The 15544-nt window shown below is 69.2% G+C and carries 15 protein-coding genes; 12 read left to right on the forward strand and 3 right to left on the reverse strand.

The window, feature by feature from the left end; genetic code table 11:
- The first annotated feature begins 109 nt into the window (after positions 1–109).
- The 12 genes from glyA to ABZ865_RS15160 all read left to right on the forward strand — a co-directional run bounded on the left by glyA (position 110) and on the right by ABZ865_RS15160 (position 11540).
- On the forward strand, positions 110–1348 hold the full coding sequence (glyA, locus tag ABZ865_RS15105; protein ID WP_361229389.1) for a serine hydroxymethyltransferase: 1239 nt from the start codon (positions 110–112) through the stop codon (positions 1346–1348).
- Positions 1349–1498: 150 nt separating this feature from the next.
- Positions 1499–2809: an MraY family glycosyltransferase gene (locus ABZ865_RS15110; RefSeq protein ID WP_361229392.1), complete on the forward strand. Its 1311-nt coding sequence runs from the start codon at positions 1499–1501 to the stop codon at positions 2807–2809.
- A 314-nt stretch (positions 2810–3123) separates the two neighbouring features.
- Positions 3124–3564, forward strand: a complete 441-nt coding sequence (locus ABZ865_RS15115; RefSeq protein ID WP_361229395.1) for a hypothetical protein — start codon at positions 3124–3126, stop codon at positions 3562–3564.
- Positions 3565–3789: 225 nt separating this feature from the next.
- The gene (gene atpB, locus ABZ865_RS15120; RefSeq protein ID WP_361229398.1) at positions 3790–4620 is read left to right on the forward strand and encodes a F0F1 ATP synthase subunit A; all 831 of its coding nucleotides are present in this window, start codon (positions 3790–3792) and stop codon (positions 4618–4620) included.
- A gap of 74 nt (positions 4621–4694) precedes the next feature.
- A complete protein-coding gene (atpE, locus tag ABZ865_RS15125) occupies positions 4695–4928 on the forward strand; it encodes an ATP synthase F0 subunit C (RefSeq protein ID WP_030857147.1) in 234 nt (77 codons plus the stop codon).
- Between the two features lie 41 nt (positions 4929–4969).
- On the forward strand, positions 4970–5515 hold the full coding sequence (locus tag ABZ865_RS15130; RefSeq protein ID WP_361229403.1) for a F0F1 ATP synthase subunit B: 546 nt from the start codon (positions 4970–4972) through the stop codon (positions 5513–5515).
- Positions 5512–6327, forward strand: a complete 816-nt coding sequence (locus tag ABZ865_RS15135; RefSeq protein ID WP_361229406.1) for a F0F1 ATP synthase subunit delta — start codon at positions 5512–5514, stop codon at positions 6325–6327. Before ABZ865_RS15130 ends, ABZ865_RS15135 begins: the two co-directional genes overlap by 4 nt.
- A gap of 128 nt (positions 6328–6455) precedes the next feature.
- The gene (gene atpA / locus ABZ865_RS15140; protein ID WP_361229409.1) at positions 6456–8048 is read left to right on the forward strand and encodes a F0F1 ATP synthase subunit alpha; all 1593 of its coding nucleotides are present in this window, start codon (positions 6456–6458) and stop codon (positions 8046–8048) included.
- Positions 8049–8069: 21 nt separating this feature from the next.
- Entirely contained in the window at positions 8070–8987 is a 918-nt protein-coding gene (locus ABZ865_RS15145) for a F0F1 ATP synthase subunit gamma (RefSeq protein WP_361229412.1), read from the forward strand.
- Entirely contained in the window at positions 8987–10423 is a 1437-nt protein-coding gene (atpD, locus tag ABZ865_RS15150) for a F0F1 ATP synthase subunit beta (RefSeq protein WP_361229415.1), read from the forward strand. The genes ABZ865_RS15145 and atpD overlap by 1 nt, the downstream gene beginning before the upstream one ends.
- 128 nt (positions 10424–10551) lie before the next feature.
- Positions 10552–10929: a F0F1 ATP synthase subunit epsilon gene (locus ABZ865_RS15155; RefSeq protein ID WP_361229418.1), complete on the forward strand. Its 378-nt coding sequence runs from the start codon at positions 10552–10554 to the stop codon at positions 10927–10929.
- 164 nt (positions 10930–11093) lie between these two features.
- Entirely contained in the window at positions 11094–11540 is a 447-nt protein-coding gene (locus ABZ865_RS15160; protein WP_361229422.1) for a DUF2550 domain-containing protein, read from the forward strand.
- 24 nt (positions 11541–11564) lie between these two features.
- Here ABZ865_RS15160 and ABZ865_RS15165 read toward each other — a convergent pair whose 3' ends face one another.
- From ABZ865_RS15165 to ABZ865_RS15175, 3 genes are all read right to left on the reverse strand, one after another.
- Positions 11565–13391 carry a glycoside hydrolase family 18 chitinase gene (locus ABZ865_RS15165; RefSeq protein ID WP_361229425.1) on the reverse strand — a complete coding sequence of 609 codons (1827 nt, stop codon included), beginning with the start codon at positions 13389–13391 and terminating at the stop codon, positions 11565–11567.
- Positions 13392–13508: 117 nt separating this feature from the next.
- Positions 13509–14159 carry a response regulator transcription factor gene (locus tag ABZ865_RS15170; RefSeq protein WP_361229429.1) on the reverse strand — a complete coding sequence of 217 codons (651 nt, stop codon included), beginning with the start codon at positions 14157–14159 and terminating at the stop codon, positions 13509–13511.
- 19 nt (positions 14160–14178) lie between these two features.
- A complete protein-coding gene (locus tag ABZ865_RS15175) occupies positions 14179–15486 on the reverse strand; it encodes a histidine kinase (RefSeq protein ID WP_361229431.1) in 1308 nt (435 codons plus the stop codon).
- Positions 15487–15544 lie beyond the last annotated feature (58 nt).

The following is a 15544-nucleotide window of genomic DNA, read 5'->3' on the forward strand; positions in this document are numbered from 1 at the left end:
GCCTGTGCCCCGGAAGGGACGCGGGAACCGTACGTCTGCCATACCGGGCGTTCCGGACATCCCCGGCCTACATTGGACCTACGTCCCCGCCGACGCCCGGGAGCCCACCATGGCGGTCACCCCTGCCCTCGAGACCGATGTCCTGCGGCAGCAGGACCCCGAGCTGGCCGAGATCCTGCTCGGCGAACTGCGACGGCAGTCGACCACGCTCCAGCTGATCGCCGCCGAGAACTTCACCTCGCGGGCCGTGCTCGCCGCCCTCGGCTCGCCGCTCGCCAACAAGTACGCCGAGGGCTACCCCGGCGCCCGGCACCACGGCGGCTGCGAACTGGTCGACGTCGCCGAGCGCCTGGCCGTCGACCGGGCCAAGGCCCTCTTCGGCGCCGACCACGCGAACGTCCAGTCCCACTCGGGCTCCTCGGCCGTCCTGGCCGCCTACGCCGCCCTGCTGCGCCCCGGCGACACCGTCCTCGCCCTCGGGCTGCCCTACGGCGGGCACCTCACGCACGGCTCGCCCGCGAACTTCTCCGGCCGCTGGTTCGACTTCGTCGGCTACGGCGTCGACGCCGAGACCGGGCTCGTCGACCACGACCAGGTCCGCCACCTGGCCCGCAACCACCGGCCCAAGGCCATCGTGTGCGGCTCGATCGCCTACCCCCGCCACATCGACTACGCCTTCTTCCGCGAGGTCGCCGACGAGGTGGGCGCGTACCTCATCGCGGACGCCGCGCATCCCATCGGCCTGGTCGCCGGGGGAGCGGCGCCGAATCCGGTGCCGTACGCCGACGTCGTGTGCGCCACCACCCACAAGGTGCTGCGCGGCCCGCGCGGCGGGATGATCCTGTGCGGGGACGAGCTGGCGGAGCGGGTCGACCGGGCGGTCTTCCCCTTCACGCAGGGCGGTGCGCAGATGCACACCATCGCCGCCAAGGCGGTGGCGTTCGGCGAGGCGGCGACGCCGGCGTTCGGCGCGTACGCCCACCAGGTGGTCGCCAACGCGAGGGTGCTGGCGGGTCACCTGGCCGCCGAGGGGCTCGCCGTCGTCACCGGCGGCACGGACACCCACCTCATCACCGCCGACCCGGCCCCGCTCGACGTGGACGGCCGCACCGCGCGTGGCCGGCTCGCGGCGGCCGGGATGGTGCTGGACTGCTGCGCGCTGCCGCACGGGGACGGCCGGGGCCTGCGCCTGGGCACGGCGGCGGTGACCACGCAGGGCATGGGGGAGCAGGAGATGGTCCAGATCGCCGCGCTGCTGGCGGGCGTGCTGCGGGGCGAGCGGGAGCCGGCCGGGGTGCGTGAGGAGGTGCGCGCGCTGACCGGTAGATTTCCGCCGTATCCCGGCTGAGCGGGGGTAGGCGGAGTTCCGTACACCCTGATGTGACCTTCGTGCACAGCCACGCGTGCAACCATCGTCGCTACCCGGAAGTCCTCATCTGTATGCGTCCATCGCTAGGGTGTGGGGCTGAGATGGCCAGCGAGACCTGTGGGGAAGCCCGTGCGTGAATACCTGCTGACGCTCTGCATCACGGCCGCGGTGACGTACCTGCTGACAGGGCCGGTGCGGAAGTTCGCGATCGTGGCCGGAGCCATGCCGGAGATCCGGGCACGTGACGTGCACCGGGAGCCCACTCCGCGCCTCGGCGGGATCGCGATGTTCTTCGGCCTGTGCGCGGGCCTGCTGGTCGCGGACCACCTCACCAATCTCAACGAGGTCTTCGTCAAGTCCAACGAGCCGCGGGCGCTGCTCTCCGGGGCCGCCCTGATCTGGCTGATCGGCGTGCTGGACGACAAGTTCGAGATCGACGCCCTGATCAAGCTGGGCGGCCAGATGATCGCCGCCGGCGTCATGGTCATGCAGGGTCTGACGATCCTGTGGCTGCCCATCCCGGGCGTCGGCAACGTGGCGCTGACCCAGTGGCAGGGCACGCTCCTCACGGTCGCGCTCGTCGTCATCACGATCAACGCGGTGAACTTCGTGGACGGCCTGGACGGTCTTGCCGCGGGCATGGTGTGCATCGCGGCGGCGGCGTTCTTCCTGTACTCGTACCGGATCTGGTACTCGTACGGCATCGAGGCCGCCGCTCCGGCGACCCTGTTCGCGGCGATCCTGATGGGCATGTGCCTGGGCTTCCTGCCGCACAACATGCACCCGGCGCGGATCTTCATGGGCGACTCGGGTTCGATGCTGATCGGCCTGGTGCTGGCGGCGGGCGCGATCTCCATCACCGGTCAGGTCGACCCGGACGCGCTGGCCCTGTTCACGGGTTCGGAGAAGGCGGCGGTGCACCAGACGGTGCCCGTGTACATCCCGCTGATCCTGCCGCTGACGATCATCGCGGTCCCGGCCGCCGACCTGATCCTGGCGATCGTCCGCCGCACCTGGCGGGGCCAGTCCCCGTTCGCCGCCGACCGCGGCCATCTGCACCACCGGCTGCTGGAGATCGGCCACTCGCACAGCCGGGCGGTGCTGATCATGTACTTCTGGTCGGCCCTGATCGCCTTCGGCGCCCTCGCGTACTCGGTGAACTCGGCGTCGATGTGGATCGTCCTCGGCGTGGTCTTCCTCAGCGCAATCGGTCTGGTCCTGCTTCTGCTGCCGCGCTTCACGCCGCGCGCTCCGAGGTGGGCGGAGCGGTTCGTCCCGCCGCGCTACCGCAGGCGCCGGCGGGCCGCGGAGGCACCGGCCGAGGCCGTCGCGAGCACCGCTGCGGACTCCGTGGAGGAGGGGGAGCGGACCCCCGTCACGGCGGCCGCGTCGGGCGTCAACGGGGCGACGGCGATCGGCCCTCGTTCGCGTATTCGCTGACTTCGGCGGACGGCGGCAAGGTAAGAATCTGACGAGAGCATTGCCAAGTCGTGGGGGAGCAAACTCCCCCATTACCAGACAAGAGGGCTCGGTTTTTGCACAGACGCGCGCCTTCACTCTCATGTGTGACAGCCAGCACACCAACCAGGTAAAGACCTCATCAAATAGTTTGTGATACGGTTCACGAGAACCCCGGAGAGAACCGAAGGACCGTAGTGCGACGGCCCATCGGTGTGAGGTCTGACCACTCAGCCCGGGACTACGCTCGTCCATGACGACACCCCTTGCCCCCTGTGAAAAGCGGAGCTGCCGCCATGCCGTCCAATGACGTCCGGAACCTGGCCCAGGCCGCCGTGCCCACGGCTGCCGTCGGCGCGATCGCCGCCGTCGTCAGCGGCGTGGTCGCGGGCGGCGAGGGAGCCATCGGTGCCGTCGTCGCGACGCTGGTCGTGATCCTCTTCATGGGGCTCGGTCTCTACGTGCTCCAGCGCACCGCCAAATCATTTCCGCAGCTGTTCCAGATGATGGGCCTGATGCTCTACGCGGCCCAGCTGCTCCTGATGGTCGTCTTCGTCGCGGCCTTCAAGAACACGACGCTGTTCAACCCCCGTGCCTTCGCCATCGTCCTGGTGGTCTCCACCCTGACGTGGATCGCCGCGCAGACGCGTGCGCACATGAAGGCGAAGATCCTCTACGTCGATCCCGATGCCTCGTCGAAGGGCGACAAGCCCGAGAAGACAGGGCGCTCGTCGTGAGGGGTAGGGCCGGGATAAAGGCGCGCGAGAGATCCTGCTATCGTCCGGTGCCAACTGCGGCATCGCGGGCGCGGGCATCCGAGCTGACGCCTGTTCAATCGCGAGGCGAGATGCCCCACAGCCGCCCCCACATCCGTAACACCAGTCCCGTGCCGAACCGCGGCCGCACGCCGCGCCGACACAACGAGGTTGCCGTACCTATGCGCCATGCTGAAGGAGCCCGCGGTGAGTGCTGATCCGACGCAGACGCTCGCTTTCGACTCGAGCTGTCACCTGTTCTCCGGGTGCGGTTTCGACACCGTCGCTCCGGGCCTGCACTCGTTCCTCTTCGAGCCTCTCTGGGGCAACGCAGACGGCAACGGCTTCTACTTCAACAAGCCGATGCTGCTGGCCCTGCTGGGCTCCATCATCGTGGTGGGCTTCTTCTGGGCCGCGTTCGCCAAGCCCAAGGTCGTCCCGGGCAAGCTCCAGATGGTCGCCGAGGCCGGCTACGACTTCATCCGCCGCGGTGTCGTCTACGAGACGATCGGCAAGAAGGAAGGCGAGAAGTACGTCCCGTTCGTCGTCTCGGTCTTCTTCTTCGTCTGGATGATGAACCTCTGGTCGATCATCCCGGTCGCCCAGTTCCCGGTGACCTCGATCATCGCCTACCCGATCGTCCTGGCCCTGCTGGTCTACCTGATCTGGGTCCCGCTCACCTTCAAGCGGCACGGTTTCGTCGGCGCCTTCAAGAACTTCACCGGTTACGACAAGTCGCTCGGCGCGGTGCTCCCGCTGTCGATGACCATCGAGCTCGCCTCGAACCTGCTGGTCCGCCCGTTCACGCACGCCGTGCGACTCTTCGCGAACATGTTCGCCGGTCACACGCTGATCGTGCTCTTCACGGTCGCCAGCTGGTACATGCTGAACGGCATCGGCATCGCCTACTCCGGTGTCTCGTTCATCATGACGATCGTCATGACCGCCTTCGAGCTCTTCATCCAGGCAGTCCAGGCGTACGTGTTCGTCCTGCTGGCCTGCTCCTACATTCAGGGCGCGCTCGCCGAGCACCACTGAGCACCCCTGCTTTCGCTCCCACACTCGTCCGGTGGCCAACCCCCACCGGTCCGTACAGAAAAGGAAGAACTGGCATGTCCCAGATCCTCGCTGCTGCCGAAGGCGTCACCGGCTCCCTCAGCTCCGTCGGTTACGGTCTCGCCGCGATCGGCCCCGGCGTCGGCGTCGGCATCATCTTCGGTAACGGTACGCAGGCTCTCGCCCGTCAGCCCGAGGCGGCCGGCCTGATCCGCGCCAACCAGATCCTCGGCTTCGCGTTCTGTGAGGCGCTGGCCCTCATCGGCCTCGTCATGCCGTTCGTCTACTAAGACGAACGACAGCGACAGCCCATTCGACGAAAGGCACTGAGATGACCCACTCATGGGTTCAGTTTGCGGCGGAGAAGGAGAACCCCCTCATTCCGCCGTGGCCGGAGCTCGTCATCGGCCTGATCGCCTTCGTCATCGTCTTCGGCTTCCTCGCCAAGAAGCTCCTCCCGAACATCAACAAGGTTCTGGAAGAGCGCCGCGAGGCCATCGAGGGCGGTATCGAAAAGGCCGAGGCCCTGCAGACCGAGGCCCAGAGCGTCCTTGAGCAGTACAAGGCCCAGCTCGCCGAGGCCCGGCACGAGGCCGCGCGCCTGCGCCAGGAGGCTCAGGAGCAGGGCGCCACGCTCATCGCCGAGATGCGGGCCGAGGGTCAGCGGCAGCGCGAGGAGATCGTCGCCGCCGGTCACACCCAGATCGACGCCGACCGCAAGGCCGCCGCTCAGGCGCTGCGGCAGGACGTCGGCGCGCTCGCCACGGAGCTGGCCGGCAAGCTGGTCGGCGAGTCCCTCGAGGACCACGCCCGCCAGAGCCGTGTGATCGACCGCTTCCTCGACGAGCTTGAGGAGAAGGCCGAGGCCACGCGATGAACGGAGCGAGCCGCGAGGCCCTGGCAGCCGCACGTGAGCGTCTCGACGCGCTGACGGACTCCACGTCCGTCGACGCCGCGAAGCTCGCCGACGAGCTGGCGGCCGTCACCGCGCTGCTCGACCGCGAGGCCGGCCTGCGCCGGGTCCTCACCGACCCGGCGAAGCCCGCGGAGGCGAAGGCCGAGCTGGTTCAGCGCCTGATCGGTACCCAGGTGAGCGGCCACGCCGCCGACCTGGTGGCCGGGATGGCCCGTTCCCGCTGGTCGCAGCCCCGCGACCTGGTCGACGCGCTGGAGGAGCTGGCGAGCATCGCCGACCTCACCGCCGCGGAGAAGAACGGCACGCTCGACGACGTCGAGGACGAGCTGTTCCGGTTCGGCCGGATCGTCTCCTCGAACACCGAGCTGCGTGCCGCGCTCACCGACCGGTCCGCCGGCACCTCGGCCAAGGTCGAGCTGCTGAACCGGCTCCTCGGCGGGCGGGCCAAGCCCACCACCGAGCGTCTGGTGACGCGTCTGGTCACCGCGCCGCGGGGACGTAGCCTGGAAGCGGGACTGGAGTCCCTGTCCAAGCTCGCCGCCGAGCGCCGGGACCGTCTGGTGGCGACCGTCACCTCCGCGGTGCCGCTGAGCGACCCGCAGAAGCAGCGCCTGGGCGACGCCCTGGCGAGGCTCTACGGCCGCCGGATGCACCTCAACCTGGACGTGGACCCCTCCGTCATCGGCGGGATCCGGGTGCAGGTCGGTGACGAGGTCATCAACGGCTCCCTCGCGGACCGGCTGGACGACGCCGCCCGCCGCATGGCGAGCTGAGCAACTCAACAAGCAGTACGTAATTACGGCCCTGGTTGGGCCGTGCAGAGGATTCACCTCGTTCAGGGGGGAGTCCCCATCCCCCCAAAGTGAAACTTCGGGCCCAACAAGGAGAGCAGGGAACCCAGATGGCGGAGCTCACGATCCGGCCGGAGGAGATCCGGGACGCGCTGGAGAACTTCGTCCAGTCGTACAAGCCGGACGCGGCCTCGCGCGAGGAGGTCGGTACGGTCACCCTTGCCGGCGACGGCATCGCGAAGGTCGAGGGCCTGCCCTCGGCCATGGCCAACGAACTGCTGAAGTTCGAGGACGGCACCCTCGGCCTCGCCCTCAACCTCGAGGAGCGCGAGATCGGTGCCATCGTCCTCGGTGAGTTCAGCGGCATCGAGGAGGGTCAGCCGGTGCAGCGCACCGGTGAGGTGCTCTCCGTCGCGGTCGGCGAGGGCTACCTCGGCCGTGTCGTCGACCCGCTCGGCAACCCGATCGACGGCCTCGGCGAGATCGAGACCGACGGCCGCCGCGCCCTCGAGCTGCAGGCCCCCACGGTCATGCAGCGCAAGTCGGTGCACGAGCCGATGGAGACGGGCTACAAGGCCGTCGACGCGATGACCCCGATCGGCCGCGGTCAGCGTCAGCTGATCATCGGTGACCGTCAGACCGGCAAGACCGCCCTGGCCGTCGACACGATCATCAACCAGCGCGACAACTGGCGCACCGGCGACCCGAAGAAGCAGGTCCGCTGCATCTACGTCGCCATCGGCCAGAAGGGCTCCACCATCGCCGGCGTGCGCCGCGCGCTGGAGGAGAACGGCGCCCTGGAGTACACGACCATCGTCGCCGCCCCGGCGTCCGACCCGGCCGGCTTCAAGTACCTGGCGCCGTACACCGGTTCCGCCATCGGCCAGCACTGGATGTACCAGGGCAAGCACGTCCTGATCATCTTCGACGACCTGTCGAAGCAGGCCGACGCCTACCGCGCCGTGTCGCTGCTGCTGCGCCGCCCGCCGGGCCGCGAGGCCTACCCGGGTGACGTCTTCTACCTGCACTCCCGCCTGCTGGAGCGCTGCGCCAAGCTCTCCGACGACATGGGCGCCGGCTCGATGACCGGTCTGCCGATCGTCGAGACCAAGGCCAACGACGTCTCGGCGTTCATCCCGACCAACGTCATCTCCATCACCGACGGCCAGTGCTTCCTGGAGTCGGACCTGTTCAACGCCGGTCAGCGCCCCGCGCTGAACGTCGGTATCTCCGTCTCCCGAGTCGGTGGTTCCGCGCAGCACAAGGCGATGCGCCAGGTCTCCGGCCGTCTGCGTGTCGACCTCGCCCAGTTCCGTGAGCTGGAGGCGTTCGCCGCCTTCGGTTCCGACCTGGACGCGGCCTCGAAGGCCCAGCTGGAGCGCGGTCAGCGCATGGTCGAGCTGCTGAAGCAGAACCAGTACCAGCCGATGGCCACCGAGGACCAGGTCGTCTCCATCTGGGCCGGTGGTACGGGCCGCATGGACGACGTCCCGGTGGGCGACATCCGCCGCTTCGAGAAGGAGCTCATCGAGTTCCTGCACCGCAAGCACCAGGGCCTGATGACCTCCATCAAGGAGGGCGCCAAGATGTCGGACGACACCCTGCAGGCTCTCGGCGACGCCATCGCGGAGTTCAAGAAGCAGTTCGAGACCTCTGACGGCAAGCTGCTCGGCGAGGACGTCCCGGCCGCTGCCGCCAAGTGACGTAAGGAAGGGACCTGACTCATGGGAGCCCAGCTCCGGGTCTACAAGCGTCGCATCCGATCCGTCACCGCGACCAAGAAGATCACGAAGGCGATGGAGATGATCGCCGCCTCGCGCGTCGTCAAGGCGCAGCGCAAGGTGGTGGCCTCCACGCCGTACGCGAACGAGCTGACGCGCGCGGTCAAGGCGGTCGCCACCGGGTCGAACACCAAGCACCCGCTCACCACGGAGACGGAGAACCCGACCCGTGCCGCGGTCCTGCTCCTCACGAGCGACCGCGGTCTGGCCGGCGCCTTCAACTCCAACGCCATCAAGGCGGCGGAGGAGCTCACCGAGCGCCTGGAGCGCGAGGGCAAGCAGGTCGGTACGTACATCATCGGCCGCCGCGGTGTCGCCCACTACAACTTCCGTGAGCGCAAGATCGCGGAGTCGTGGACGGGCTTCACGGACGAGCCGTCGTACGCGGACGCCAAGAAGGTCGCCGAGCCCCTGATCGAGGTCATCGAGAAGGACGGCACCGACGGCGGCGTGGACGAGCTTCACATCGTCTACACCGAGTTCGTGTCGATGATGACGCAGACGGCGGTCGCCTCCCGGCTGCTGCCCCTGCGCCTCGACGAGGTCGAGGTGGAGGCCGCCCCCAAGGGCGAGATCCTCCCCCTCTACGACTTCGAGCCCTCGGCGGAGGACGTCCTCGACGCCCTGCTGCCGCGCTACGTGGAGAGCCGGATCTACAACGCGCTGCTCCAGTCGGCCGCTTCGAAGCACGCCGCCACGCGGCGCGCGATGAAGTCGGCCACCGACAACGCGGGCGAGCTGATCAACAACCTCACCCGTCTTGCCAACGCGGCCCGCCAGGCCGAAATCACCCAGGAAATCAGCGAGATCGTCGGTGGCGCGAGCGCCCTGGCCGACGCGACCGCGGGGAGTGACCGATAATGACCACCACTGTTGAGACCGCGACGGCTACGGGCCGCGTCGCCCGGGTCATCGGCCCGGTCGTCGACGTGGAGTTCCCCGTCGACGCGATGCCGGACATCTACCAGGCCCTGCACGTCGAGGTGGCCGACCCGGCCAACGCCGGCGAGAAGAAGACGCTGACCCTGGAGGTCGCCCAGCACCTGGGTGACGGCCTGGTCCGCGCGATCTCCATGCAGCCGACCGACGGTCTGGTCCGCCAGGCCCCGGTCGTCGACACCGGCGCCCCGATCACCGTGCCGGTCGGCGACTTCACCAAGGGCAAGGTGTTCAACACCCTCGGTGAGGTGCTGAACGTCGACGAGTCCTACGACGGCGAGCGCTGGGCGATCCACCGCAAGGCCCCGAACTTCGACGAGCTCGAGTCCAAGACCGAGATGTTCGAGACGGGCGTCAAGGTCATCGACCTGCTCACCCCGTACGTCAAGGGCGGCAAGATCGGCCTGTTCGGCGGCGCCGGCGTCGGCAAGACGGTGCTCATCCAGGAGATGATCTACCGTGTCGCCAACAACCACGACGGTGTCTCCGTGTTCGCCGGTGTCGGCGAGCGCACCCGTGAGGGCAACGACCTGATCGAGGAGATGTCGGACTCCGGCGTCATCGACAAGACCGCGCTGGTCTTCGGTCAGATGGACGAGCCCCCGGGCACCCGTCTGCGCGTCGCGCTGGCCGGCCTCACCATGGCCGAGTACTTCCGTGACGTCCAGAAGCAGGACGTGCTGTTCTTCATCGACAACATCTTCCGCTTCACGCAGGCCGGTTCCGAGGTCTCCACGCTGCTCGGCCGCATGCCGTCCGCGGTGGGTTACCAGCCGAACCTGGCCGACGAGATGGGCCTCCTCCAGGAGCGCATCACCTCGACCCGCGGTCACTCGATCACCTCGATGCAGGCGATCTACGTCCCCGCCGACGACCTGACCGACCCGGCCCCGGCCACCACCTTCGCCCACCTCGACGCGACGACGGTTCTGTCCCGTCCGATCTCCGAGAAGGGCATCTACCCGGCCGTGGACCCGCTGGACTCCACGTCCCGCATCCTGGACCCGCGGTACATCGCGCAGGACCACTACGACGCCGCCATGCGCGTCAAGAACATCCTGCAGAAGTACAAGGACCTCCAGGACATCATCGCGATCCTCGGTATCGACGAGCTCGGCGAGGAGGACAAGCTCGTCGTCCACCGTGCCCGTCGCGTGGAGCGCTTCCTGTCCCAGAACACCCACGTCGCCAAGCAGTTCACCGGCGTGGACGGTTCGGACGTGCCGCTCGACGAGACGATCACCGCGTTCAACGCGATCTGCGACGGTGAGTTCGACCACTTCCCGGAGCAGGCGTTCTTCATGTGCGGTGGCCTGGAGGACCTCAAGGCCAACGCCAAGGAGCTGGGCGTCTCCTGAACTCGCTGAGTTCTGAACTCCGTGAGTTCGTGTGAGGGGGCGGGCGCGTCCCGCCCCCTCTCTCACGCCTACTAGAATTGACCCCAACACCCGGCAGAACCGCCGGGTGGTGACCCGAGGAGCCACCCTTGGCTGCTGAGCTGCACGTCGAGCTGGTCGCCGCCGACCGCCAGGTCTGGTCCGGCGAGGCCACCCTGGTCGTCGCGCGCACCACGTCCGGCGACATCGGCGTCATGCCCGGTCACCAGCCGCTGCTCGGTGTGCTGGAGTCGGGCCCGGTGACCATCCGTACGAGTGATGGTGGAACGGTCGTCGCCGCGGTGCACGGCGGTTTCATCTCGTTCGCGGACGACAAGCTGTCGCTGCTGGCCGAGATCGCCGAGCTGGCGGACGAGATCGATGTCCAGCGCGTCGAGCGAGAGCTGGAGCGCGCGAAGGCGGAGGACGACGCGGAGGCGGAACGCCGCGCCGACGTCCGTCTGCGGGCGGCGACGGCGGCGCGTTGATCCACCGCGCCATGTGATGACGTCACTCAGCCGCGGTCGGTCCGGAGCAATCCGGTGCCGACCGCGGCTGAGGCAGATGTGGGTGTTTTTTCCGTTCCATTACCTAGTCTGAGCCGTACGGGCCCAGTGCCACTACCAACAGGGAGACGAGGAGGTCGGTGTCGATGGTCCTCGCTCTGACTGTGTGCGGAATCGTGGTCGCGCTCGTGGTGGTGGGACTGTTCCTGTTCGGCCTGCGCCGCAGGCTCATCCAGCGCTCCGGCGGCACCTTCGACTGTTCGCTGCGCTGGGACGTGCCCGAGAAACCGGACACCAACGGCAAGGGCTGGAGCTACGGCGTCGCCCGCTACAACAGCGACCGCATCGAGTGGTACCGCGTCTTCTCCTACGCCCCCCGCCCGCGCCGCACTCTGGAACGCTCCGCGATCGAGGTGGCCGGCCGCCGGCTGCCCGAGGGCGAGGAGGAGCTGGCGCTGCTCTCCGACGCGGTGGTCCTCGCCTGTACCCACCGGGGCACGCGCCTCGAACTCGCCATGAGCGAAGACGCGCTGACCGGTTTTCTCGCGTGGCTCGAGGCAGCCCCGCCCGGTCAGCGCGTCAATGTCGCCTAGGGTCTGACAACCCTTCGAACTTTCTTACGACAGCCCGCTGTTGATGGCGCTCACCAGCTCACCGTTGCTGGTGTCACCGCTGAACTCCCAGAAGAACGCACCGCCCAGACCCTGGGACTTGGCCCAGCTCATCTTCCCGGCGATGGTGGCGGGGGTGTCGTACGACCACCAGTTGCTGCCGCAGTGCGCGTACGCCGTGCCCGCGACGGTGCCGGTGGCCGGGCAGGACGTCTTGAGGACCTTGTAGTCCTCGATGCCCTGCTCGTAGGTGCCGGCCGCCGGGCCCGTGGCCGTGCCGCCCGGGGCGTCCTGGGTGACGCCGGTCCAGCCGCGGCCGTAGAAGCCGATGCCGATGAGCAGCTTGCTCGCGGGAACGCCCTTCGCCTTGTACTTGGCCATCGCGTCGGCCGTGGTGAAGCCGGCGGTCGGGATGCCGCTGTACGAGGTGAGCGGGGAGTGCGGGGCCGTCGGGCCCTGCGCCGCCCAGGCGCCGAAGAAGTCGTACGTCATCACGTTGTACCAGTCGACGTACTGGGCAGCGCCCGCGTAGTCGGTGGCGTCGATCTTGCCGCCGGAGGAGCCGTCGGCGGTGACCGCGGCCGTGACCAGGTTGTTGGCGCCGAACTTGGCACGCAGCGCGGACATCACGTTCTTGAAGGCCGCGGCGCCGCTGGTGTCACAGGACAGACCACAGGCGTTCGGGTACTCCCAGTCGATGTCGATGCCGTCGAAGACGTCGGCCCAGCGCGGGTCCTCGACCAGGTTGTAGCAGGACTGCGCGAACGCGGCCGGGTTCTGGGCGGCCTGCCCGAAGCCGCCGGACCAGGTCCAGCCGCCGAAGGACCACAGCACCTTGATGTTCGGGTACTTGGCCTTCAGCTCGCGCAGCTGGTTGAAGTTGCCGCGCAGCGGCTGGTCCCAGGTGTCGGCCACGCCGCTGACCGACTGGTCGGCGGTGAACGCCTTGTCGTAGTCGGCGTAGGAGTCGCCGATGGCGCACTGGCCGCCCGTGACGTTGCCGAAGGCGTAGTTGATGTGGGTGATCTTGGCGGCCGAGCCGGACGTCACCAGGTTCTTGACGTTGTAGTTGCGGCCGTAGATGCCCCACTCGGTGAAGTAGCCGAGCTTGACCTTGTTGCCCGTGGGCGGGGGAGGCGTGGTGCCGCCGCCGGTGGTGTGGACGGCGACCGAGCCGCTGACCGGGCCGGTCTGGTCGGCGGTGTCACGGGCCTGCACGGTGTACGAGTAGTCGGTGCCGGCGGTCAGGCCGGTGTCCGAGTACGAGGTCGTCGTCACGGTGGCGACCTTGGCGCCGTCACGCAGGACGTCGTAGTTCTTGATGCCCTTGTCGTCCGTGGCGGCGCCCCAGCTGAGCTTCACCGAGGTGTCGGTGATGTTCGAGGCGGTCGGGGTGCCGGGCGCGGAGGGCGCCGCGTCGCCCGGGACCGTGGTGCCGTCACAACTGTCGCCGTTCAGCTTGCAGTTGGATGGTGAGCCGGAGCCCGCGCCGTTGAAGCCGAAGGAGACGGAGGCGCCCGGGGCGATGGAGCCGTTGTAGGACTTGTTCTTGGCGGTCCAGTGGGTGCCGGAGCTGGTGACGTCCGCGTCCCAGGCCGAGGTGACGGACGTACCGGAGGGGAAGTCCCACTCGATCGTCCATGAACTGATCGCCGTGGTACCGGTGTTCTTGACGGTCCACTTGCCTTCGAAGCCGGTTCCCCAGTCCTGGGTCTTGGCGTAGGTGGCGGTGGCGTTCGTCGCGGCCTGGGCGGGGCTCGCGAGACCGACCAGGCCGGCCAGGGGGAGCAACAGGGTCGCGAACCCTGCCGCGGCTCTGTGTCTGAAGCGCATGCTGCGCCTCCCTCTTCAGTTGGGAGTGTCAGGGGCATGACTGAGCCTTCACGCCCACGGTGCCGCGAGAATAGAAAGGTCTGGACCACGGGTCAATAGGTCTGGACCACTCGATCCCTAGTTCGGCTTGATCCCCAACTCCTGCGCCAGCGCGGCGGCTTGCACCCGACTGCGCAGCTCGAGCTTGGCCAGCAGACGGCTGACGTGCGTCTTCACTGTGCCCTCCGCCATCTCCAGCCGCCCCGCGATCTCGGCGTTGGACATCCCCTCCCCGACGCACGCCAGCACCTCGCGCTCGCGCCGGGTGAGCCCGTCGAGCACGGCCGGATCGGCCCTCGGCTCCCGCTCCGGCCGCGCGGCGAACTCCGCGATCAGCCGCCGGGTCACCGCCGGCGCCACGATCCCCTCCCCGCGCGCCACGGTCCGCACCGCGGTCAGCAGATCCCGCGCCTCGGTGTTCTTCAGCAGGAACCCGGCAGCGCCCGCCCGCAACGCCCCGAACACGTACGCGTCGAGATCGAAGGTGGTCAGCACGAGGACGTCCGCGAGGCGCTCCGCGACGATCTGCCGGGTCGCCGACACCCCGTCGAGACGGGGCATCTGGACGTCCATCAGCACCACGTCCGGGCGCAGTTCCCGGGACAGCTCGACCGCCCGCTCCCCGTCAGCCGCCTCCCCGGCCACCTCGATGTCGGGTGCGCTGCCCAGAATGAGGACCAGCCCGGCGCGCACGGCGGACTGGTCCTCGGCGACCAGGACGCGGATCATGCCGTGGCTCCTTCGGAGGTCATGCGGGGTCTCCATCGGTGAGGGGGAGGCTGGCGCGTACGGTCCAGAGGGCGGCGTCGGGGGCGGGGGCGGAGGCGGGTGTGGTGCCGGGTCCGGGCGCGCGGCGGGGTTCTGGGGCGGGGGCGGGTCGGGGTGCGTGGACGGTTCCTGGCGCGGGGCCGGTGGGGCCGGGTTCGGCTCCGGTCGTTGCCTCGGGTCCCGCCTCGAAGGTGCCGCCGAGCAGCGCGGCCCGCTCCTGCATCCCGGTGAGACCGGCGCCCGAGCCGGGGGCGCGCGGGGTGTCGCCGGGCCGGTACGGGCTGGTCACCCGGATGCGCAGGCTGCCGTCCCGCTCACGGAGGCGGACGTGGACGGGCCCCTCCGCCGCGTGCTTCAGGGCGTTGGTCAGCGACTCCTGCACGATCCGGTAGGCGGCCAGCTCGACCGGTGCCGGCACCGGGCCGTGCTCCGCGTCGAGGGTGGCGTCCAGGCCGTTGGCGCGGGCGCCCTCGACCAGGTCGGGGATGCCGTCCAGGGTGGGGGTCGCGGCCGGTTCGAGGTCGCCGGAGCTGTCCCGCAGGAGCCCGATCAGCCGGCGCATCTCGGCCAGTCCCTCCACGCTGTTCTCCCGGATGACGCCCAGGGCGTCCCGGGAGGTCTCCGGATCGTCCAGCGAGAGCGCGGCCGTCGAGTGAATGGCGATGGCGGACAGGTGGTTGGCCACCATGTCGTGCAACTCCCGTGCCATCCGTGCCCGTTCCGCGGTGACCGCCTGCTCCCGGTCCATCTCCGCGAGCAGCGCGGTCTGTTCGGCCCGGAGCCGGGCGGCCTCGGCCGCGTCCCGGTGGTTGCGCACCACCCAGCCGGTGGCGGCCGGTGCGAACGCCACCACGCCGACGCCCACCCCGATCAGCAGCGCCTGGGGATTACGCCAGAGGGCGGCCGGTACGACCCCGCCGACCACGGTCAGCATCCCCGTGATCCAGGGGATGCGCCGGGCGGTGCCGGGGCCTCCGTACAGGACGGCCGCGTACATCAGATCCGTGTACAGCACGATGGTGACGACGTTGCCCAGGGTGACCGTGTCCAGGGTCAGCGCGAGGGTGCCGAGGAGCAGGCCGAGCCGGGGCCGGATGCGGCGCAGCGGCTCGCAGGCGGCGGTCACCGCGAGCGGCACCAGCGGAGCCCAGGGCGCGTGCCACAGCACGAGAGGGTCCGAGGGCACGCGCGTGTGGATGCCGAGCGCCCACAGCAGCACCCCGCTGAGCAGCCCGCCCACGGCGATGCGCAGGTCGTCGCGGTGGGGGCGGGGGAGTGCGAGGGGCATGACCCCATCCAACACGGGCCACGGCCGCTCCGCCTGCTCCCCGGGAAGGGTCGCGGAC

The organism is Streptomyces sp. NPDC047085 (assembly GCF_040643735.1).
Lineage (GTDB): Bacteria > Actinomycetota > Actinomycetes > Streptomycetales > Streptomycetaceae > Streptomyces.

Excerpts from the sequence above, each read along its gene's own strand:
- ABZ865_RS15130 (WP_361229403.1), top strand. The coding sequence starts at position 4,970 with ATGACCCACTCATGGGTTCAGTTTGCGGCGGAGAAGGAGAACCCCCTC.
- ABZ865_RS15175 (WP_361229431.1), bottom strand. The coding sequence starts at position 15,486 with ATGCCCCTCGCACTCCCCCGCCCCCACCGCGACGACCTGCGCATCGCC.
- atpD (WP_361229415.1), top strand. The coding sequence starts at position 8,987 with ATGACCACCACTGTTGAGACCGCGACGGCTACGGGCCGCGTCGCCCGG.
- glyA (WP_361229389.1), top strand. The coding sequence starts at position 110 with ATGGCGGTCACCCCTGCCCTCGAGACCGATGTCCTGCGGCAGCAGGAC.
- ABZ865_RS15145 (WP_361229412.1), top strand. The coding sequence starts at position 8,070 with ATGGGAGCCCAGCTCCGGGTCTACAAGCGTCGCATCCGATCCGTCACC.
- atpA (WP_361229409.1), top strand. The coding sequence starts at position 6,456 with ATGGCGGAGCTCACGATCCGGCCGGAGGAGATCCGGGACGCGCTGGAG.
- ABZ865_RS15165 (WP_361229425.1), bottom strand. The coding sequence starts at position 13,391 with ATGCGCTTCAGACACAGAGCCGCGGCAGGGTTCGCGACCCTGTTGCTC.
- ABZ865_RS15135 (WP_361229406.1), top strand. The coding sequence starts at position 5,512 with ATGAACGGAGCGAGCCGCGAGGCCCTGGCAGCCGCACGTGAGCGTCTC.
- atpE (WP_030857147.1), top strand. The coding sequence starts at position 4,695 with ATGTCCCAGATCCTCGCTGCTGCCGAAGGCGTCACCGGCTCCCTCAGC.
- ABZ865_RS15160 (WP_361229422.1), top strand. The coding sequence starts at position 11,094 with ATGGTCCTCGCTCTGACTGTGTGCGGAATCGTGGTCGCGCTCGTGGTG.
- ABZ865_RS15115 (WP_361229395.1), top strand. The coding sequence starts at position 3,124 with ATGCCGTCCAATGACGTCCGGAACCTGGCCCAGGCCGCCGTGCCCACG.
- ABZ865_RS15170 (WP_361229429.1), bottom strand. The coding sequence starts at position 14,159 with ATGATCCGCGTCCTGGTCGCCGAGGACCAGTCCGCCGTGCGCGCCGGG.